We start from the raw sequence: 21,475 nt of genomic DNA, 5'->3' as shown, positions 1-21,475 counted from the left end.
CATTTTCTTAACAGTATTACCGATATAGTTATAAAAAACCAATGACACCATCAACTATTACTTTTCAGCGTTTGTATTTCAAAGGTCGATACTAGGAATCGACCTTCTCCATAACTATTATTAACTAGCGTGATTAATCGTCAATTTAGTTAGATGTCTCCCATACACAATTCTGTAGAGAACTGGTAGAACAACCAAAGTAAGCAGTGTCGAGGACAAAATGCCGCCAATCACAACAGTGGCCAACGGTCTTTGCACTTCTGCACCTATGCCCGTATTCAGCGCCATGGGCACAAATCCAAGGCTTGCAACTAATGCTGTCATTAATACCGGACGCAAGCGAATAAGAGCCCCTTCAACAATGCTATTCACTAATTCTCCGGTTTCTAGCAAACGTTGCTTGATGAATGACAGCATTACCAATCCGTTTAATACGGCAATCCCAGACAGTGCGATAAACCCTACCGACGCGGATATGGATAAAGGCATATCCCTTAACCAAAGAGACATTACACCGCCTGTTAATGCCAAAGGGATACCTGTGAAGATAATTAACGCATCACGTATTGAACCAAACGCAATTACCAGCATAGTCAAAATCACAAACAACGTAACCGGTACCACAATCGTCAATCGTTGACTCGCACTTTCGAGCTGCTCAAAGGTTCCACCATAGTCGAGCCAATAACCAGCAGGTAAATTTACTTCATCATTAATTCTCGCCTGAGCTTCCTCAACAAAAGTGCCAATATCTCTGTCACGCACATTTGCTGTGACAACAATACTACGTTTGCCATTTTCCCGGCTTATTTGGCTAGGTACTTCTTTAAATGCAAGTGTGGCTAATTCGCTCATTGGTACATGCTCACCAGAGGGCGTGACTATGGGAATGGTCTCAAGCTGAGTGAGTTCATTTCGAATGTCGTCGGCATATCGCACGACAATTTTAAAGCGTCTGTCGCCCTCAAAAATCATTCCAGCGGTTTCTCCACCTGTCGCAGCATTGAGCCATAACTGCAAGTCGGCTATATCCAAACCAAAGCGTGCCAATTGATCAGGCTTTGGTGTGACGGTGAAGATTGGAATGCCTTCTACCTGCTCAAGCCTCGCGTCATCAGCCCCTTCAATCGTTGAAATAACGGTCAAAATGTCAGAAGCAGATGCAAAGAGCGTATCTAAGTCATCCCCAAATAGCCTTATCCCCAAATCTGCCCTTACGCCACTAATCAATTCGTTAAAACGCATTTGTATAGGTTGCGTAAATTCATAATTATTGCCGGGCAAAGTAAACAAGTCCTCTTCAAACGTTTTCACTAACTCAGCTTTTGTCATTGATGGATCGGGCCATTGCTCCCTAGGCTTTAAAATAACAAACGTATCAGTAATGTTTGGTGGCATAGGGTCGGTGGCGACCTCACCCGTACCCGTGCGACCGAATACCGTCTGTACTTGCTCATACTGCATAAGTTTCGCTTCAAGAGTTTTTTGCATTTCAACTGCTTGTTCTACCCCTGTCCCAGGGATGCGTATCGCCTGTACTAAGATATCACCTTCATTGAGCTGAGGAATAAACTCCGAGCCTAATTTACTGCCCATCCATAAACTGCCGACAACCAAAGCACTCGCTGCTACTACCACTAGCCATCTAAAACGCAGCGCTCCGGTTAAAACAGGACGATAGACTGCCTTTGCACCTTTAATAATTGGGCTTTCTTTTTCGCTAATTTTACCTCTCATGAAAATTGCTATCGCCGCAGGCACTACGGTAAAACAAAATACCATTGCGGCAAGCAAAGCCATTATCACGGTCGCTGCCATGGGGTGGAACATTTTACCTTCGACGCCAGTGAGCGTGAACAAGGGGATATAAACAATGGTAATGATCAATACACCAAACAAACTGGGACGTATGACTTCATTAGTGGCTTCATAAACAACATTCAGCCTTTCTTTGAGCGGTAGAGTAGCGCCGTTTTGTTTCTGGGATTCGGATAATCGTCTGATACAGTTTTCAACAATGATAACTGCGCCATCGACAATCAAGCCAAAATCCAGTGCGCCTAAACTCATTAAGTTAGCAGACACATCGGTTTTGACCATACCCGATATCGTGGCAAGCATTGCCATGGGTATTACAGCGGCTGTAATAAGTGCAGCTCGCACATTCCCAAGCAAAACGAATAGCACAACGATGACAAGTAAAGCGCCCTCGACGAGGTTTTTCTGTACTGTGTCGATGGTTTTGTCAACGAGGCTTGTTCTATCGTAAACCGCTTCAAGGATAACGCCCTCGGGTAAGCTTGTTTTAATGGTTTCGAGCTTACTGTCCACAGCTTTGGCGACCGTACGAGAGTTTTCTCCCACTAACATCATTGTCGTGCCAATCACTGTTTCTTGGCCATTTAACGTGCCGGCTCCAGAGCGCAGCTCTTTACCGAGGTTGATTTGGGCGATGTCTTGAATTTTTACCGGTACGCCATCAATGATCTTAACAACCACTTGGCCGATATCGTCGATGCCCTTCAGTTGGGCTTCCGATCTGATCAGTACTTGTTGCCCATTTTGTTCTACAAAACCAGCGCCTTGATTCGCATTGTTGCGTTCTAGCGCACTGAGAAGGTCACCTGTACTTATCCCAAAGTTTATCATTGCGACTGGATTAGGATTCACATGATATTGCTTTTCAAATCCGCCTATCGCATAAACCTCGGTCACCCCCTCAACAAGCGACAATTGGGGCTTAACTACCCAATCATGGATCTCCCTTAATGCCATAGCATCATAGGGTTGACCGTTGTCCTGTCGCGCCTGAGGCTCAGCACTTAACGAGTACATGTAAATTTCACCCAAGCCTGTGGCGATAGGGCCCATTTCAGGGGTTAACCCTGTTGGCAATTGCGCCGCGATGGCGGTGAGACGCTCGTTGACGAGATTTCGTGCGAAATATAAATCGGTGCCCTCTTTAAACACGACTGTGACTTGCGACAAGCCATAGCGTGATATCGAGCGGGTATACGATAAATTAGGCAAACCGGCCAGCGAGGTTTCAACTATAAACGTTATGCGTTGCTCAGTCTCCAAAGGCGAGTAACCTGGGGTTGCGGTATTTATCTGCACTTGCACGTTGGTGATATCAGGCACAGCATCAATCGGCAGTTGTTTGTAACTGTACATACCAAAAAAGGCGACAAACAAGGCGAACAACATCATGACACCACGGCGCTCAATGGATAGACGGAGTATTCGTGCAATCATGCTCTCACCTCACCGTTTTTATGGACTTGGCTTTGCTTTTGACAATAAATGCGCAGGTAATTAGTCATCATCGCCCGCCTCCATTTTTAATAAATCAGCTTTTAGTAGATAGCTATTTTCTACAACGACTTGCTGGCCTATTTGAACGCCCTTCACAATCTCTACTAAACGGTTGTCCGTGTTCCCAAGTTTTACTTGGCGGGGGTAAAATCGTTCCCCTTCTTTGACAAAAACAATGGTTTGCCCATCTAACTCTTGTATTGAACTTTTGGGGAGTGCCAGATTGACTTCTTGGAAACCAATCTGAATATAACCCTCTACCATAGCGCCTAAAGGCCAATAACCACTGCCATTATCAACGTTCACAAACGCGATAGAATAGGGTTTGTCATCCGGTGAGGACGTAATGTGGCTTATACTTGATTGTTGCTGCAATTCCTCAAGCCTTAAAGTGACTTCCATATCAGCGGCAATATGAGTACGTTGTTTGGGGAAAATAGCCAATTGAGCAATTGCGCGAGAGTAATTAGCAACAGAAAGCAGCACTTGACCGTTGGTGAGCTCACCATCATTGGCGTGTCTAGCTATGATTTTTCCAGACATCGGTGAGGTGATTGAGTATTGATTTAAACTCTCGTTTGACTCAATGATTGCCAGCGTGTCACCTTTTTCTACTTTATCTCCAATATTCACCATGATACGTTTTACAACACCGTCGAAGCGGGCACGAATATGACTCAGTGACGCAGGATCATGAACTATCCGCCCAAAGGTTCTGGTTGTGAGCGATAATGTTCCTGATGCGGCCGATGCAGTCACGATATCGTGTTCAAGCATCCGTTCTTGAGATAACACTACGTACTCGGGTCTTTCTTCGGCTTCCTCATCGTCATCATCTGCCAGGGCGACAGAAGCAAACAGTAAAGTAACTAGCATGACTAACATGCCAAGCAAGTCACGTGCGCTAGTAACTAATGTAAATTGTGATTTATTCATTATTTTTTCTCTATTCATTGTGATGATTGAGCAGAAGTCGACGGGGACGTCGTAAAAATTGGAAGACCTGTAAGTGCTTCCAGATCTGCGCTTCGAAGGTGAACTAAGCCTGCGGCTTTTATCAGTGTTCGTTGCATATCTATGAGTTGCTGTTGCGTTGTCACCCACTCTATATAGTTGTAGCGACCACTTTCATAGCCATCCCGCGCCAATTTCAATGCAGATTCCAATGTTGGGACGACATTGTCTTGAAGGGTCGTAACAGTGAGCAAGGCTTGGTCTTTTGCGCTAATGACTTGATTTAATTGGCGAGTGAGTTCACGAATTTTCGCTTGTTTTTGATAGTCTATACTGTCAAGCAATGCGCGCTGTTGTTCGTATTCACCTAGATTCCGCTGCTTGGTATTTAACGGCACCGAAATACTGGCGACTAACGCTGTGTCATCAATTCCCTGCATTCTTCGGATACCGGCTTCCCACGCAATGTCGAACTGCTGACTGGCCTGAACCACTCTCAATCTGGCCTCTTGTACCCGATAGTTATCAGCATAAAGCAGAACGTGTGGATTGCTTTGAAGCTGTAAAAGGATATGCTCAAGTGATAGTGAATTTGGAAACGATAACAGTGTCCCTTCAACTTCTGTAAACTCAGCGGTAGTGTCACCCCACATGATGGCCAGGTCGCGTTTATACTCATTGAGTTTTTGTTCACTTATCAATAACGACAAACGCGCCTGCGACAACGCTGACTCTGCACGTTTTTTCTCAAGTGGTGAAGAGGCTCCCGCTTCAACCCGTGTAGTGACTGTCTGAAGCATTGTGCGAGCCAGCATTTCAGCTCGTTGCTCAGTCTTGTGCAACGCTTGTTGGACAATGACATTGATATATCGTCGAGTTGTTTCACCTAGGATGTCCAGCGTACGAATGCGCCGTTGAGAAAGCAGTTGTGCTTTTTTTGTACTCACCACATTCACTCGGCTGCTGATTTTATCGCCCAGTTCGATGACCGACGATAGGGTCAGTGTCAATTCGGCATCTCTGATACCAGACACTTCGCCTGTTCCCAACACATTTTCAACTTCAACCCCAACTGACATTTCAGGTCGTAAGCTGGCCATTTTTGATTCACCATCCAAAGCCGAAGATTTAAATTCGAACACAATTAAATCTGGGTTGTTTGATAATGTGCGTTTGAGCGCATTTTCAAGCGTGATTGAAGACTTTTGTGCATTGGCAGATTGAACAGATATGCTCATGGTTACCAGTACAGCAGATATCAATTTCAGATACGCTGAGCTAGCTTTTTTTATGCCCAATGGGCGAGAAGAACTCATAAAAGAACCTTTTTTTCATAAGATAACGACATACATGGATAGCGCCCATGCAAACATATAGGAGGGAATGGATTAATGTTGAGGTGGGCGCAAAAGGCCTTTGACTAGGCCGTCAGTGACGTTGCGGGAATAACTATATTGATTGGTACATAACGGTTTAGCTACGTCATTTATTGGGTGTTGTGCCAGAAACTTAATCTGTCCACATTGACACAGCACACAATGGAAACACTTAGACTCTTCACTCGACGTATCATCAGCATTTACATTTTTTTCGGGAACATCATAAGTGCCTATGGACTTTGATTGTTCAGGGGCTGACGATACCTCCGCCGGGTAGTCATCGCATTGAGCGGCGAACGAAAAGCCCGATTGACACATGAGCAAAGTAATAAGTAGCCATGCCAACCTACGCAATTTTGATGTGCAATTAAAAATTGGCATGTTCTTATCAACTTTGCGCATTAAGCGCTCGCTGTCTTTCATTTCCAGCATCTTCGAGGATCATTTTTGCCCCGCGCAACACAACGCACGAAACTATCACACCGATAACCAGATCAGGCCATCGAGAATCGAGCCAAAACACCAAAACGCCAGCAAAAATAACGCCTAAGTTGGCAATCACATCGTTGGCTGAAAATATCCAGCTTGCCCGCATATGCACTTCTTCATTTCTTTGTTTGCGTATGATCACAAGACAAATGACATTAGCAACCAGTGCAACTGCCCCCATAGCCATCATTAGTCCCGATACAGGTTCGCTACCGTAAATTGACCGTCTTACAATATCAATGATAATCAACAGACCCAGTGCCATCTGAAAAAAGCCGCTAATTCTAGCCGCATTCGCTTTGTGTAATAGCGACTTACCAATAGCATAAAGGGCAACACCATAGACAACTGCGTCGGCGAGCATATCAAGTGAATCGGCTATTAATGCGGTTGAATCAGCAAGCAGCCCGATCCCCATTTCAATAACAAACATTGTCGCGTTTATTCCCAAAAGCCAATACAAAACCTGTCGTTGAGACTGGTCTTTTATTTCAACTTCGCACCCACATCCGCTCATTGGAAACACACTCTTTACTGATGAAAAACATTAGTATAAAGTATATACTTGGTATAGAGTCAAGCGCATCAGGTAAAGAAAAATGAAAATAGGACAGTTAGCAGATAAAACAGGCCTAAGTATTCAAACTATTCGCTTTTATGAACGAAAGGCGTTGTTAGCAGCACCACAGCGCACGCAATCGAATTATCGACTTTACTCGGACGAAGCGCTAAAGCAGTTGCTGTTTATTAAGCAATGCCGAGCGCTGGATATGACGATTGAAGAAATTAATTTGGTTCTAAAAACACGAGCTAACCCAGAGAGCAGTTGCGAGAGTGTCAATGCGACAATTGATAAGCATATTGAGGATATCGAAAGTCGCATCATTGAGTTGAATGCATTACAAAAGACACTTCTTTCATTTCGTTCAGCTTGTGAGGATGATAAAAAAGTAAAAGACTGCGGCGTCTTACAGCAGTTGGATAATATCGTTACTTCTAGAACGTCATCCAATTAAATAATAATAAAAATTGATACTGTTTACTTAGTTTATAAGCGACAGAGCCTGTTGCTTATTTTTTGTCTATTTATGCACGCCGCCACTTTTCGCTTCAATATCATCGCCTGCAATCTGGTTAGTGATGGCTTCAGCATCGGTTTTGGGTGCAAATATATAAATTTTTGAAAGAGTTGGTCTTGGTTTAACAGCAAGAGAGTGTTGAGTATTGCGATGTCGCCATTTTTTTTAATGCGTCACCAAAGTATGTATCGTCTGCTACCTGTTTAGCGGTTATTCCTTTGTGAAGGGTAACTCGCAATCACCGCAAATAACATTTAGCGACGCTTTGCCATAAATTTTAGTGCTGCACCCAGGGCACGTATACTTTGACCGTGTTTGGCGTTTTGCTACTTCTGGGATTAAAAAAGTATCCGGCATTGACGTAAGGCCCTCGCGCTTAGATGCAAATGATGCGAACTGCGCTTCATCCCGCAGCGAAATGACGTTTGCATTTATGAGATCACTTGCATGAGCGCAGTGTTCAACTTGCGAATTTGGTTTAAATACTGGATTATCAACAATTATCGGCTCATGAAGTTTAGGTAGGGCTAAGCGGTCAACCCAGCGTAAATTGAATGTTTTGTCATCTAGAAGCTCGTTAGCCGCTTGCATAAACGCGCCCTGCTTCATAATAAAGTCGCTCATATTGCGTCCGACAATCGCCCCACCCGGCTCCCCAGTATCTGAGGGCATCAAGCCTATGTCCATCATCTTCTGCGCCCACTCTTTATTATGGTAATGACCCTCGCTGGGCAGACCAAAATGAAATTGCCATGCATGCACCATCTCATGAACCAAGGTCTGAAAAACTTCTATTATTCTCGACGAAGCAAAATAGGAAGGATTGATACTTAACTCACTGCAGAGCTCACCTTGCGCATTCCCCCCCGTTTTGCTGCGAAGAACCCCATCACATTCTTCTTACGCTGGACAGTAAAAATGACAGGCGGCAATTCGTTATTAAATAATGCGCGATTAAAGTGGTCAAATGCCTTTATCAGAGGCGCGTAGAGTTCGTTAGTGGGCGACATTTTTGCTGATGAACATCCGTGAATTATTGACACATTATCTTTTGTACACTACACGAAAATGACACGCTTAGTAAGACCATACAGTTATATATATTGCTTTTTTAATTACCATTTCTTTATATTTCAACAGTGCACACTGCACGTTTTTAAAGATAACGTAATTGATAGGTTGATTTTAATAACTAAAAGGAATGATAAAATGGCGAAAATGAAAGTACTTTCTTCAGCGAGAAAGCGAGCGTTCGATAGCGTACCAAAACTAACGAAAGAAGCAACTATTGGCTATTTCACTTTAGATGTCGAAACTAAAAAGATATTGAACAAAATGCAATCTGACGTTGCCAAGGTTGGTTACTTAGTGTCAAAGGCCTACTTTCAAGCAAAGGGACGGTTTTTTGAAACAAGTCGCTATATTGACGCCGATATAAAAAGGGCAACAAAAGTACTATCACTTAAAAGCACTATTGATTTATCGACGTATTCGCCAGAAATTGCCTCTCGGCAAAAGAAACAAATACTTGCGCAATACAACTGGCAAGCGATGACATCTAACACGAATGCACTATTAGCAACACATGCAGACAGCTTAGTATCCATCCGCATGAACAAAGAAGATATGTTGTTTGCACTTGTCTCTTATTGTTGGATGCGTCGCGTCGAAATCCCCTCATATAATCAGTTTGTTGACATTATCTCGACTGCTTTTCATTCTTATGAAACACGGATGCTTGATTTGGTTGAAAAGTCATTATCACTCAAAAAGAAAAAGTCGCTGTTGCAGTTTTTTTCTGCTCAATCGCATCTATATAGCATCAGAGATCTAAAAAGAATCGATCAAGGCCTTGGCCAGAGGATCCTCAATCAAAATGCGGCAATACTACAGGTGTTTGGCGAGCACTTTTTTGAACTATCACCTGTTTACAAAAAAATGGGGCTCACAGACGAAGCGATTAAGCATTTTTCAGATGCGATCTACTTAGGGAACAACGATGAAATTAGGCGATTGAAAAATGACAACAAACAGTCGCTTTACTATTTGTCTTTTATTTATGATCAGTTTTATAAGCGCCATGATTTTTCTGCTGATGCTATTTTAAAAGTAGTTAAACAATTTACAAACAAAGCAAAAGGTAATGAGCGGACCAAACGCGACGAGCAACGAGTCAGTACACTTGAGGCTAATAAATCGGTACTAAATAGTGCAAAAGATGCCAAGAGAGTGTTAGAGCTAGTATATTCCATCACCCAAGATGCGGATTTGTCTTTTGAAGAACGAAACGAGCGCGCACACCAGCTAATAAGTGCTTTTTTTAATGCCGAAAACCCTGATTTTGAAAAGCATATTGAACGTGTTGGAAACAGTATTACTAAACTAGCTACCCATGCTGATTATTATCGCTCGCTGTTTGAAAACAGCATTAAACTCCAGCGCACATTAGGTCCGCTTATTAAGTCTATGAGCTTTGACAAGCAAAGCAAAGATCAAGGACTGTTAGATGCCATAACCTTCTACTTATCCCAGCCAAAAAGTATTGATGAAGACTCACCTACTGCGTTCTTAAGTAAAATCGAATTGGCTCACCTAAATGAAGAAGACGATATCAATCCAATAAACAAATATCGGGCGTTCCTATTCATGAGCGTGGCGAAGGGACTAAAGAACAAGTCATTAACGTTAACTTATTCCTATCGTTACAGACAAACGCCAAGTTATATGATTGGTATCGAAGAGTGGAGTCATCATCGAAAAAGGCTGTTGGCAGCAGCATCGCTTGAAAAGTTTTCAGATGGAAAAGCGTTACTTGCCGACATTGGTCAGAGCGTAACGAGAAAATTTGAGGACGTCATTAAGCGGATTAACAACAATGAAAACTCACATTTTTCGACAAAAGAAGATGGTACTTGGCGGATTAAATATCCAGACCCCGAATTTTCAATCGCGAAATACATACCCACGCTGTTGGGAGCTTCCCGCTCAATTACGCTTCAAGATGTCATGTTCGAAATAAACCGGCATACTGATTTTTCAGGCTGTTTTCGTAATCGTCTTCCACGTGCTGGTAAATCTGAAGTAGACGTGCGCTTACTGTTTGCCACAATATTAAGTTTAGGGACAAACCTGGGTCATACAGAGCTTGCTAGGGCAAGTAAGTTATTTTCAGAAAAAGCGTTAAAAGATACTGAAAATTCATGGATATCTGCTCAAAATTTCCAACGAGCAAATGATCTTTTAGTCAAAACGATCCAATCGCTCTCCTTACCCACCATATATAATGAAAATGATGGGAGACTACATTCAAGTAGCGATGGTAAGAAAGTTGTGGTTAACGTGAACTCTTTGCTTGCAAATTATTCATACAAATATTACGGCAAAGAACAAGGGATAAGCGTTAATAGTTTTCTTGACGAAAAGCAGTCATTTTTTCATGTCAATGTATTAACGTCATCAGATCGCGAGGCGCCTTATGTCCTTGAAGGGTTAGTTTCATCAAAACCTGCATTAATGCAAGACGATACAGAGGAGCACTTTCATAGCACCGACACGCATGGTTATACTGAAGCTGTTTTTGCGGGCTTGCATTTCATGGACGTGTCTTTTGCACCACGCATTAAAAATGTTCATCATCAGACTCTTTATGCTTATGAGTCTAAAACAACCAGCAAATACTCTGATTCGCCATTAGCGCCAAAGACGCAAATCAATAAGAAACTTATATTGGAAAATTGGGATGATATATTAAGGCTTATGGCGTCTATGAAATTGAAGCGCTGCAGTGCTTCACAAATGTTAAAAATGTTATCCAGTAGTGAGCGAGACAACACACTATATAAAGCCTTTAAAGAATTCGGACGCTTGCTAAAGACCCACTTCATTTTAAACTATGTAGACGATGAAGCGCTCAGGCAAAATATTCAGAAGCAGCTTAACAGAGTCGAGTTAGGTCAAAAACTTGCAGACAAAGTACTGTTTGGAAGAAACGGTAAGTTACAAGTCGGTCTGCAGGACGAGATTCAATTGGTCATGGCCAGTAATACCTTGTTACGCAATATGATTATTCTATGGAACTACTTATTTTTGTCTGACTATTGTTTGTCTCTTGATTCACATGACGAACGTATGAATGTCATTGAATCAATATTGACTGGCTCTGTTATCGCTTGGGCGCACGTTAACTTTATGGGTATATATGAATTTAACCCAGTTGTGCGAAGCCAATTTGGATCTACATTAAAGCAAATGAGAGACGTATCAATTTAATTTTTGTAATATTAAGCCATTTTAATCAATGGCTTATATTATAATATCGTAAATTAGTGACCTAAACGGTAGTTCAGCCTATTAACGAGTATTTCTTTAATCTCAATACCTTATATTTATCACTTTACTTAGCCTAACAAGTATTACTTATTTAGATAGCGTGCTTTGTATTAAGTACTAAATAAGATTGTTATCGATAGATTACAAAGATTGTAGCCTTGTATTCTTTATTATCAACCGAAGCCTTTTAAAACCTATCGAGTAGTACTCATTCTCAAATATACGGTTATAAAAGGTTTGCTAGATTTATTTAAGAAATAAAACGTAACGAACAAAACCTATATTTAAACTCGTGTTTTATAACCAGAACCTTTTAATTCCTAATCAGCGGTAAACCATTCATAACGCTTTAAATATCTACATCTAATAACGCACTAATTAATAGTGCTTTAATTTTCTTTTTATTAGAGTATTTACATATCCTATTTAACATAATATACATTATGCGTAATTGAGTGTATGGGCGATTAGGCCATTGATGTCGCTCTATTCGGATGTTTTGTTGGCTGTGGCTGTGATTACTTACAGACTTTTATGCGTGGCTGCTGCGTTGGCGTTTACGCTTGTGCGTGAACGTTTCGCTTACAGCAGTACTTTTAATTTAAAAGCGCTCAGATTATTTGATTTAGGCGTAATTAATTGAATCGTACGCTACGTAAAATGTGCAGCATGATTACCCTGATTATTTAATTTTATTCACGTAGCGTCACGGTATGAAATTCTACTCATGGCGGCGACTGATTAGAAATTCAGATAGAGATTGAGTGAGAATGTGACAGGCGCGCTTTATACTGTGCTTTAAGTGAAGAGTTTTTGAGGTTGGCTTAAGGAACGTTCACGCTTAAAAAGAAAAAGCCAGGCGTCATACTAAACACAATTATGGCCTGGCTTTGTTTATATAAAAAGCTGGTAAACTTACAATTAAATTAAATAAGCCAGTTATTTATTGCGCGTTACTGCTAATTTTTAAAAACCTTGTCTAATCGCTTAACATCTTCCTCGTAGCTTAGCGCCATTTTACTGCGTTCGTAGCTTTGTATTGCTAATTTATTGGCGGCCTTAACAAACGTGTTATCTACGCGATCAAAACAGGCTTTTATCGTATTAAGTGACTTTTGAATACGTATCGCTACTTCAATGTTAGCCGCGCCATCGCGCGCTATACTGGTGTAAGCATCATCAAACAAGTCATCTACATTTAATGCCGGGACAGATACGGCATCATACTTATAATGTGGTTTGCCGTTATCTTGAGTTTTAGGCTTAATGTTTTTACGCTCGTTTTGACGACTATCTTGTTCGGCATTTTTATACCAGATAAGTAAAAGCCGCGTAATACTGCTAATGGCGTTAATAGCCGTACCGTGATCGTTTACCGATGGCGATAAAGCACGAGATGCAATTTCTGCCAAAACAATAAAGCCGAAGCGCGGGTCAGCTTCGAAAGAGCGAGCTTCGCCTATTTTAAAAGCGCTGATAATGTCTTCGAAATCTGCATTATACTTTACGAACGCGATGGGCTTATCGGGTGTAACAAATTCCCCCGGAAGCATGGCCACATTTACAAAGTTACCATTGGTTTGGGCCCACTTGTGCAGTTTTGCGATATCAATTAATTGAATATAGCCAACCTCATTCGTGTAAATGGCATGACTCCCCTGCTCTTTTATTTCATCTTGCGGCACTGCACCTAAACATGGCGCTTCAATTCTATTGCTTATGGCGCGCCCAGTGGCGTGTTCAACTTTTAGTAACGTGGAGCCGACACGGCCCAATCGAGCCACGCTGTCTACCCAACGTATAAAGGTTAAAATAACAACAGCGAAGACCAAACACGTTAAACAAAATAAGATAAAGACCCCAGCTTTTTCGAAAAAAGCGTGGCTTATAGCAGTAATGCCAACAGCACTATAAATGAATGCACCAATGAAAACAGACAGTGCATTTTGTGAAACGTCATCGGAAATAATTAGGCTTAACGAGCGCGGCGTTGAAGATTGGCTGGCTGAAGCATAGGCGTTAACCATAGTTCCTGCAGAGAATGTGGCAATTACCATCATGCTAGACGCCATGATTGACAGTAATGTCTCTACCGACTCAGACTTTATTTCAGGAATATGTTCAGCAACTGACGTGCCGTCGACAACTTTTGCGATAAATACAGCGATAAGTGATAGCACACAAAATACAAGCGGCTTTAACCACAACTTCTCTTTAAAGCTGTAAATGAGAAATCTTAATTTGTCTACGGTAATTGGGGCTTCCATTCTTTTACTCTTATTGTTCAATTCTCTTGATACGTGCGTTACTCTATTTTTGATTCACCTTGGCTTTTTCGCAGAAGCACAACGTTTGGAGCAGTACTTCACATTCTCCCAATCTCTTTCCCATTTCTTGCGCCATGTGAATGGCCTGTCGCAAACGGGGCATATTTTGGAAGGTAAATTAGACTTCTTCATCGTTGGTAAGCTTAGTTAAGAATATTGCTGCATCCTGCTTCATAGTCTCTATATTTTCTTCTTTCATCCGCCCATAGGTCTTATAAATCATTGCCATACGATGATTGTTGCTAAGCTTTTCTTTGTGTTTATCAATGAAATGCCAGTATAGGTAGTTGAAGGGGCAAGCCTTGGGCCCTGTCTTTTTCGACACCTGATAGCCACAGTTTTTGCAGTAATTGCTCATTTTATTAATGTAGCTACCGCTAGCGACGTAGGGTTTACTTGCTAAGTTTCCACCGTCGCTGTACAAAATCATTCCCGCGACATTGGGTAGTTCAACCCATTCATAAGCATCGGCATAAACCAGCAAATACCAAGCTTGTACCTCTTCAGGGCTCAGTTCGGTTAACAAGCTGAAATTGCCTATTACCATTAGCCGTTGAATATGATGAGCATAGGCATTTTGCTGAGTCTCTTTAATGCACTGACGCATACAGTTCATGTTGGTCTGCGCATCCCAGAAAAAAGAAGGTAACGCTCTACTATTATCGAAGTAATTATCGGTCTTCAAGTTAGGCATGAAGTGCCAATAGAAACCGCGAACATACTCGCGCCATCCCAGAATTTGTCGGATAAACCCTTCCGCAGAATTTAGCGGCACTTGCCCTGCGTGGTAGGCTTGTTCGGCGGCTTGAATGGCTTCTTTCGGTGTAAGAAGGCCACAGTTTAAGTAGAACGCGATATGTGAATGATAAAGCCAAGGCTTTCCCTCGACCATAGCGTCTTGATACTGACCGAAATTTGGTAGCCTCTCTTCGATGAAGGTGTTCAAAACGCTGAGTGCATCTTTTCGCGTGACCGCAAAGTGAAAATTATCAATATCGCCAAAATGTTCGCTGAATTCACTTTTTACTAATTCGATAACATCTGAAGTAATATCGTCAATAGCGAATGTGGTGTGTTTTGGCACCTTTTGGGTTTCAGGCATAGACTCGCGATTTTGCGCGTCATAGTTCCATTTCCCCCCAATAGGGTTTTTGCCATCCATCAACACATTGTGCTTGCGCCTCATTTCCCGATAAAAGAACTCCATGCGAAGCTGCTTTTTTCCATCGGCCCATTCACTAAATTCATTGGGGGTAGAGAAAAAGCGATTATCTTCGCAAATAGTAACGGGTATACCTAGTTGATTTTGCCACTGCTGCATGCTTTTAAGCAGCCGATATTCCCCAGGCACAGTTACCTTAACTTCATCAAAGTGCTGCCGACTTAACGTATGCTTTACTTGTGCAAGTAAATCACCCTGGTTGCCTTCATCGGTATAGTGGACGTAGTTAACCTGATAGTTATTGTCGCGCAAATGTGCAGCAAAATGACGCATGGCACTAAACAGGAAAGCGATCTTCTTTTTATGATGCTTTACATAGGTAGCTTCTTCCCGCACTTCTGCCATAAGAATGGTGTCTTTGCTTTTTACGGCGCCCGCTATTACTGGTAATGAGTCGGTGAGCTGGTCACCTAGGACTAAAATAAGTGCTGCCATACCCTACTCTTTTAATGTTTGAAACGCGTCTAGTGCTCGCTGGCGTGATGCCTTTAAATCAACAATAGGCTTAGGGTAATCCTTACCAAGCTCAACACCCGCCTCTTTCAATATAGCAGATGGTGCTTCCCAGGGCTTGTGGATGTATTTATCAGACAGTCCATTTAGTTCGGGGCAATATTGACGAACATAGCCGCCTTTCTTATCAAACTTTTCACCTTGGAGGATGGGATTAAAAATTCTGAAGTACGGTGCGGCATCTGCCCCTGAGCCTGCTACCCATTGCCAACTAGCGCTATTACTGGCTAAGTCGGCATCAAGTAAGGTATCCCAAAACCAGCGTTCACCTTCATGCCAGCTCAATAACAAATTTTTGACTAAAAATGACCCCACAATCATGCGAACGCGGTTGTGCATGTAGCCTGTTTGCCACAGTTCACGCATACCCGCATCAACAATAGGAATTCCTGTATTACCGGTTTGCCACGCTTTTAGCGCTTTTGCGTCAGTACGCCATGGAAATTTATCAAACTTATCGTTGAAGTTTTTATTCGGTAGCGTAGGAAAGTGAAACAGAAGGTAATAGCTGAATTCTCGCCAACCAAGTTCACTGAGATAAGTCTCGATACTTTTGTCTTCGCTAGTCCCGAACCTATCTTTTATGGCATACCAAACTTGGTTTGGTGACACTTCGCCAAAATGTAAATGCGGTGACAGTCGTGAAGTTCCTTTCGCCGAAGGAATGTCTCTGCCGTCTTTATACCTTCGTGCTGAGTTTTCAATAAAGTCAGACAGATTATCTGCCGCGCCATCTTCGCCAGGCGTCCACTCCTTGGCAATGGTGTCATCCCATTTTATGGTCGGAAGCAACGCTAACGCGGCTAAGCCATCGCTGTTATCGTCAACATCTGCATAGGTAATACGTGCTGGAGGTGCCTTCGGGTAGCGTGGCTCTTCAATCTGTAGACAGCCATTTTTGTAGTAAGGGGTAAAAACTCGATAAGGCGTGCCATCTTTTTTGAGTACCTTCATTGGCTCCCACAATGAACTACCGTTAAAGCTATGCGCCTCGTAGTCACTACCTAGAAGTGACTTTTTAATGGCTTTGTCACGGTTAATTTGCCATGGCTCGTAACACCGGTTCCAAAAGATAGACGATGCATTAAAGGACTCCATAAGCTTTGGAATGAGAGTTTGTGGATCGCCTTTAAAAATTTGTAGATGACCGTTCAGCCGTTTGTTTAAAGATTTTAACGAATGGTGAAGCCACCACTTGCTTGCACCGCCAGGCATTCTGCCATCTGGCGCACTTTCATCAAATATGTAGATGGGAACGATTTTTCCCATGTCACACGCTGCATTCAATGCAGGGTTGTCTTTTACGCGAAGGTCTTGTCTAAACCACATAATGCTTACAGGAATGGTCACTTTTTTTTCCTCAGATATTGCACTTATTTCTAATATTTATCGTATTTTAACTATTACGGCTTAAACCGGATTCAGGATCCGGTAAATAAATAAAAAGTACCATTAAAATAGTATGATAAATCAACAGATTGAAGATGCAGGCTCGAGTGATGTTCAAAGAGGTGTTTTTTGGTTTCGACATGATTTAAGACTTCATGACCAGCCCGCTATTGCTGAACTATGCACAGCGGTTTCTCAAGTGACATTCACCTATATCTTAGATGACAAATGCTTTGATGATGCCGCTTTCGGTTTTTCACCAATGGGAAAACACCGGCATACTTTTTTATTACAAACCTTAAGTGATTTAAAACAGCAACTTAATCAACGAGGTCATGAACTCCTTATTCTCAAGGGTAATACTGCTGAATGTATAGTGCAGTTGCTCAACGCCGGCGGGTACACGCATTTAGGAGTAAGTCAGCATTGTGGCTTTGATGAAACTGCCCAACTCAATACAGTAAAGCGCTTTTTCAACACGCTTAGGGTTATTGAAACGCCAACGTTTGGGCTATTTGACGCCGAAGTATTACCTTTTGATATGAAGACATGCCTGATGTTTTCAGTCCGTTCCGTAGAAAAGTAGAAAAGCACTGTACACCGTTACCTGTTCTAGAGCGCATCGCCCAATTACCAGACGGGTTTATGCCTAATATTGATAAGCAGTATATTTTAGACATCGAGTTGAGTTTACCTAAGCCCTCGCCTTCATCATTTATTGGGGGGGAGTCGGCCGCACTTAACCATTTAGAAACCTACCTATTCGATTGGAAGGCAGCGGCAACGTATAAAGAAACTCGGAACACCTTAGATACGTGGAAAGACAGTACTAAACTTTCAGCGTGGCTAGCGAATGGGTCTCTGTCAGCGCGCGAAGTTATAAGACAAGTTCAGCGCTTTGAACAAACCATAGAGAAAAACGACTCAACATACTGGGTATATTTTGAGTTGTTATGGCGAGAATTTTTCCATTGGTTACAGTGCAAGTATGGTGCAAAGTGGTTTCGTTTTAGTGGCATACAAGGTAGAAAGCCCACCACCTGTCACGACCCGGAAACCTTCTCTCGCTGGTGTAAAGGAGAAACAGGTTATCGCATTGTAGATGCATGCATGCGCCAACTTGCCGAAACCGGTTACATGTCAAATCGAGGCCGCCAGCTAGTAGCAAGTTGTTTTGTTCATGAATTACGCCAAGACTGGCGATATGGTGCAGCGTGGTTTGAACATCAGCTTATTGACTATGACGTGGGAAGTAACTGGGGAAACTGGCTTTACCTTGCTGGCGTTGGAAGCGACCCTCGTGGACACAGGCAATTCAATTTACAAAAACAAACGGAAATATATGACCCCGATGGTCGCTTTCGTAAGGCGTGGTTGTAGTACCTAGCTGTATGTTGAGCGACAACACTAAACCGCCTATTACAATAATATGGTTAAAGCGAGATCTTCGCTTGCGAGACCATGAACCCCTTTTTCGTGCTGTCGCATCTAATGAACGTATTCTCTTACTTTATTGCTGGGAACCGTCATTAATAGAAGAACCGCACATGAGCGTGCGTCACTGGCACTTTATTCAGCAAAGTATCGACGATATAAATGGTCAACTGCCAGAACATGTCAACGTACTAACGCTGCATATGGAGGCCGTTGATGCCCTAGCCTTTATTTCACGGTTTTACACGATTAACGCGGTTAGAAGTTACCAGGAAATAGGTTTAAAGGTTACGTATAACCGTGACTTACGGGTCGCTAACCATTTGAATAATAGGCGCATCCCCTTTTTGGAAGCAAAATGTGGCGCGGTAATAAGAGGATTGCCTCATCGAGCGCAGTGGAAAGCTAACTGGGAGGAGTATTTTGCTGAAAGCACCTATGATTACGACCTAAAGCGTGCAAATTGGGTTAAATGGAATGTGCATGTTGATATACAAAAAGCGTCGCTAACACTGAGTGAGGTTTCCGCTTTATATGCGGCAAAAAAATATATAAATAAGGATTACCTGTCAAAATACTGTGGCGTTTTATCCGAAGACGGCCTTATAGATTTTAGCGCAATGCAGCCCGGTGGCGAACGGCGAGCGTGGCAAGTACTTAAGGACTTTTTTAATGATCGCGGTCAGTACTATCACCAACACATTTCTAAGCCCGAGTACGCAAGGCGTGCTTGTTCTCGTTTGAGCCCATACCTTGCTTGGGGCAATATCTCGATTAAGCAAGTGTATCAAAGTGTACAGCGCCAAAAACATAAGAAACGAGCGTTGCCAATACACGAGAAAAAGCGCTGGAGCCGTGCCCTGTCCGCGTTAACATCAAGGTTACACTGGCATTGCCACTTTATTCAAAAATTTGAAAGTGAACATAGTATTGAATGGCGCCCTATGAACAGCGCATATGAAAACTTCCCTTACATAGACGGGCCGGAAGCAGAACGTCGCTTTTACCACTGGAGTATTGGTCAAACGGGCTATCCTTTGGTTGATGCCTGCATGCGTGCACTTAGGCAAACTGGGTATCTCAACTTTCGCATGCGTGCCATGGTAACAAGCTTTTTATGCCATCATTTAAATGTACATTGGATCAAGGCTGCCCACTATCTTGCTACGCAGTTTTTGGACTTTGAACCAGGTATTCACTACCCTCAAATTCAAATGCAAGCAAGCGTGACCGGTATTCACACGGTTCGCCTATACAACCCTGCGTCTCAGTCTAAAAAGCTAGATCCAGAGGGTGAGTTCATCAAAAAGTGGGTACCTGAGCTTGGTTCACTGCCCAGTGACGCGGTACATGCGCCTTATTCGCTGTTACCGCTTGAAGCGCAAATGTTCGACTTTGCCCTCGACCGTGACTATATCGCCCCTATTGTGGACATAGCTCAACACAACCGCGCGACCGCCAAACGCTTGTGGGATTACCGGGAGCGAGATGATGTTATAAAAGAAGCGAAGCGCATCATACATCGTCATACAATGCAAAATAGCCCCAGCCGAGCGTGGTTTAAGTCCAAGACGACTCAAAACCACTAGCGGTTATTTTTTCGAAGCCATTCGGTTAACAGCTTAATTTGCCCACACTTATAAGAGGCATACATTAAGCGCATGGCATTAGACATAGCCTCGCTGTCAGTCCAGCCTGTTTTTTCACGGATTTCATCGTAACACGCTTTCGCTTCTGGGCTAACATAGCCCCTAACTAGCTTTTTACCAGCTTCTTTTTGTCTTTCTCTAAAACGACGCTGTTTATCAGCATTGGCTTTTGCTCTATCTGTCTGACNTTTTTTTTTGGGGCTTTTTTGTTGTTTGTTCTGTCATAGTTTTCACACAAAGTTACGTTATGGTAGAGCTTAGGGTAATGGCTGTTTAAATATTGCGCTTGTAGAGCGATATTTGTACGGGCTAAAGTCACTAAACTATATTAGCACGCGCTTTTCTTCAGAAAAATGACTGTTCAGAGTTGTTTGGCGTACAAGTGTTCGCTAAATTAACACCGTCACTTTAAAAACAACAACGAGTTGGGAATGTCAGAGAAGAAAAATAGTTTTAACAGAGAAGATTTACTAGCATGTAGCCGTGGCGAAATGTTTGGTCCGGGTAACAGCCAACTTCCCGCACCGAATATGCTTATGATGGACCGCGTCGTTTCAATTACTGAAGACGGCGGCGAACATGGCAAAGGCGAAATTATCGCTGAATTGGATATCACGCCTGACTTATGGTTTTTTGATTGCCACTTCCCAGGCGATCCGGTCATGCCAGGATGCCTTGGTTTAGATGCAATGTGGCAATTAGTGGGCTTTTTCTTAGGCTGGAGCGGCGGCCCGGGTAAAGGCCGAGCACTAGGTGTGGGTGAAGTAAAATTCACCGGTCAAATACTACCCACAGCTAAGAAGGTAACATACAAAATCACCATGAAACGCGTAATCAAACGCAAGTTATTTATGGGAATGGCCGACGGTACAGTTGAAGTTGATGGTCGCGAGATTTATGTAGCGAAAGATCTTAAAGTTGGTCTTTTCCAAGATACCTCTAACTTCTAGTTAAAACGTTAGTTAGTTCAAAGCGCTATCAAACACGAAAAAGCCCCTTTTCAGGGGCTTTCCTTTTGCATAATCAGTTGATAAAAGAGAAGTGTTATTTAACACTTAATCCTAAGTGCCTATCTTCTACTGCCTCGCGCCATCCACCTAACCACTGTGAACGTGCATCGTTTTGCTGAAATGGACAATTTTCCTTTGCACGACCGCTAATACCAGCTTGATAGCCTTTTGCGTGAGCACGTGTCAGTTTATCTCTTTTTTGTCTTTTCATTGATTAGCCTCTTTCGTTTGTTGGACGTACAACAAATCATTTTCTCGAGCGCTCTACATCATTTCACTTGATAGTGCCGGAAAAGTGATTGCGTACACTACTTTGATAGTGCAATTAACTAAATGGTTCAAGAAAAATAAAAAATTAAAGGCCTTGACAAACTTTAAATAGATGA

General features: G+C 42.5%; 17 protein-coding genes and 1 pseudogene. 6 read left to right on the top strand and 12 right to left on the bottom strand.

The genetic code is table 11. The annotated features are described in order from the left end of the window. Nucleotides 1–120 precede the first annotated feature (120 nt). From MADE_RS10210 to MADE_RS10190, 4 genes are all read right to left on the bottom strand, one after another. A complete protein-coding gene (locus MADE_RS10210; RefSeq protein WP_012518518.1) occupies nucleotides 121–3,255 on the bottom strand; it encodes an efflux RND transporter permease subunit in 3,135 nt (1,044 codons plus the stop codon). 60 nt (nucleotides 3,256–3,315) lie between these two features. Further along, the gene (locus tag MADE_RS10205) at nucleotides 3,316–4,251 is read right to left on the bottom strand and encodes an efflux RND transporter periplasmic adaptor subunit (protein WP_012518517.1); all 936 of its coding nucleotides are present in this window, start codon (nucleotides 4,249–4,251) and stop codon (nucleotides 3,316–3,318) included. A 14-nt stretch (nucleotides 4,252–4,265) separates the two neighbouring features. Next, entirely contained in the window at nucleotides 4,266–5,585 is a 1,320-nt protein-coding gene (locus tag MADE_RS10200; protein ID WP_012518516.1) for a TolC family protein, read from the bottom strand. A 451-nt stretch (nucleotides 5,586–6,036) separates the two neighbouring features. After that, the gene (locus tag MADE_RS10190) at nucleotides 6,037–6,654 is read right to left on the bottom strand and encodes a cation efflux transmembrane domain-containing protein (protein WP_012518514.1); all 618 of its coding nucleotides are present in this window, start codon (nucleotides 6,652–6,654) and stop codon (nucleotides 6,037–6,039) included. 82 nt (nucleotides 6,655–6,736) lie between these two features. Between MADE_RS10190 and cadR the strand changes: the two genes are divergently transcribed. After that, on the top strand, nucleotides 6,737–7,153 hold the full coding sequence (gene cadR, locus MADE_RS10185; RefSeq protein WP_012518513.1) for a Cd(II)/Pb(II)-responsive transcriptional regulator: 417 nt from the start codon (nucleotides 6,737–6,739) through the stop codon (nucleotides 7,151–7,153). Between the two features lie 273 nt (nucleotides 7,154–7,426). Here the strand turns inward: cadR and MADE_RS10180 are convergent, their stop codons facing one another. After that, a complete protein-coding gene (locus tag MADE_RS10180) occupies nucleotides 7,427–8,044 on the bottom strand; it encodes a SprT-like domain-containing protein (RefSeq protein ID WP_080663234.1) in 618 nt (205 codons plus the stop codon). Between the two features lie 2 nt (nucleotides 8,045–8,046). Next, nucleotides 8,047–8,226 carry a hypothetical protein gene (locus MADE_RS19995; RefSeq protein ID WP_012518511.1) on the bottom strand — a complete coding sequence of 60 codons (180 nt, stop codon included), beginning with the start codon at nucleotides 8,224–8,226 and terminating at the stop codon, nucleotides 8,047–8,049. Nucleotides 8,227–8,425: 199 nt separating this feature from the next. On the opposite strand from MADE_RS19995, the gene MADE_RS10175 reads away from it, so the two are divergent. Continuing rightward, the gene (locus MADE_RS10175) at nucleotides 8,426–11,485 is read left to right on the top strand and encodes a Tn3 family transposase (protein ID WP_012518510.1); all 3,060 of its coding nucleotides are present in this window, start codon (nucleotides 8,426–8,428) and stop codon (nucleotides 11,483–11,485) included. A gap of 1,019 nt (nucleotides 11,486–12,504) precedes the next feature. Here MADE_RS10175 and MADE_RS10170 read toward each other — a convergent pair. Genes MADE_RS10170 through MADE_RS10160 form a run of 4 tightly spaced genes read right to left on the bottom strand, consistent with a single transcriptional unit; the run spans nucleotide 12,505 to nucleotide 16,957 of the window. Next, nucleotides 12,505–13,812: a DUF2254 domain-containing protein gene (locus tag MADE_RS10170; RefSeq protein ID WP_012518508.1), complete on the bottom strand. Its 1,308-nt coding sequence runs from the start codon at nucleotides 13,810–13,812 to the stop codon at nucleotides 12,505–12,507. A gap of 54 nt (nucleotides 13,813–13,866) precedes the next feature. Further along, entirely contained in the window at nucleotides 13,867–14,004 is a 138-nt protein-coding gene (locus tag MADE_RS20240) for a DUF2256 domain-containing protein (RefSeq protein WP_012518507.1), read from the bottom strand. Continuing rightward, nucleotides 13,991–15,529 carry a cryptochrome/photolyase family protein gene (locus MADE_RS10165; RefSeq protein ID WP_012518506.1) on the bottom strand — a complete coding sequence of 513 codons (1,539 nt, stop codon included), beginning with the start codon at nucleotides 15,527–15,529 and terminating at the stop codon, nucleotides 13,991–13,993. The genes MADE_RS20240 and MADE_RS10165 overlap by 14 nt, the downstream gene beginning before the upstream one ends. Before the next feature lie 3 nt (nucleotides 15,530–15,532). Next, nucleotides 15,533–16,957: a cryptochrome/photolyase family protein gene (locus MADE_RS10160; protein ID WP_012518505.1), complete on the bottom strand. Its 1,425-nt coding sequence runs from the start codon at nucleotides 16,955–16,957 to the stop codon at nucleotides 15,533–15,535. A 112-nt stretch (nucleotides 16,958–17,069) separates the two neighbouring features. Here MADE_RS10160 and MADE_RS20910 point away from each other — a divergent pair, with 112 nt between their 5' ends. The 3 genes from MADE_RS20910 to MADE_RS10150 are packed head-to-tail and all read left to right on the top strand — an operon-like array spanning nucleotide 17,070 to nucleotide 20,019. After that, on the top strand, nucleotides 17,070–17,582 hold the full coding sequence (locus tag MADE_RS20910; RefSeq protein WP_023559716.1) for a deoxyribodipyrimidine photo-lyase: 513 nt from the start codon (nucleotides 17,070–17,072) through the stop codon (nucleotides 17,580–17,582). Beyond that, nucleotides 17,546–18,376, top strand: coding sequence for a DASH family cryptochrome (locus tag MADE_RS20905; RefSeq protein WP_023559715.1), 831 nt, complete (start codon nucleotides 17,546–17,548; stop codon nucleotides 18,374–18,376). Before MADE_RS20910 ends, MADE_RS20905 begins: the two co-directional genes overlap by 37 nt. Nucleotides 18,377–18,387: 11 nt before the next feature. After that, nucleotides 18,388–20,019 carry a cryptochrome/deoxyribodipyrimidine photo-lyase family protein gene (locus tag MADE_RS10150; RefSeq protein WP_020746012.1) on the top strand — a complete coding sequence of 544 codons (1,632 nt, stop codon included), beginning with the start codon at nucleotides 18,388–18,390 and terminating at the stop codon, nucleotides 20,017–20,019. On the opposite strand, the pseudogene MADE_RS20900 reads toward MADE_RS10150, so the two are convergent. Beyond that, nucleotides 20,016–20,304: pseudogene (locus MADE_RS20900) on the bottom strand (hypothetical protein). The gene MADE_RS10150 and the pseudogene MADE_RS20900 sit on opposite strands and share 4 nt — an antisense overlap. Nucleotides 20,305–20,510: 206 nt before the next feature. Between MADE_RS20900 and fabA the strand changes: the two are divergent. Then, nucleotides 20,511–21,029 (top strand): bifunctional 3-hydroxydecanoyl-ACP dehydratase/trans-2-decenoyl-ACP isomerase, encoded by a 519-nt coding sequence (gene fabA / locus MADE_RS10135; protein WP_014998413.1) that lies wholly within the window; start codon nucleotides 20,511–20,513, stop codon nucleotides 21,027–21,029. A gap of 94 nt (nucleotides 21,030–21,123) precedes the next feature. Here the strand turns inward: fabA and rmf are convergent, their stop codons facing one another. After that, entirely contained in the window at nucleotides 21,124–21,300 is a 177-nt protein-coding gene (gene rmf, locus MADE_RS10130; protein WP_015067275.1) for a ribosome modulation factor, read from the bottom strand. Nucleotides 21,301–21,475 lie beyond the last annotated feature (175 nt).

It is taken from the genome of Alteromonas mediterranea DE (genome assembly GCF_000020585.3).
GTDB classification, from domain to species: domain Bacteria; phylum Pseudomonadota; class Gammaproteobacteria; order Enterobacterales; family Alteromonadaceae; genus Alteromonas; species Alteromonas mediterranea.
The sequence above is the reverse complement of the archived record's forward strand: the minus strand, read 5'-3'. Positions and strand labels throughout refer to the sequence as shown.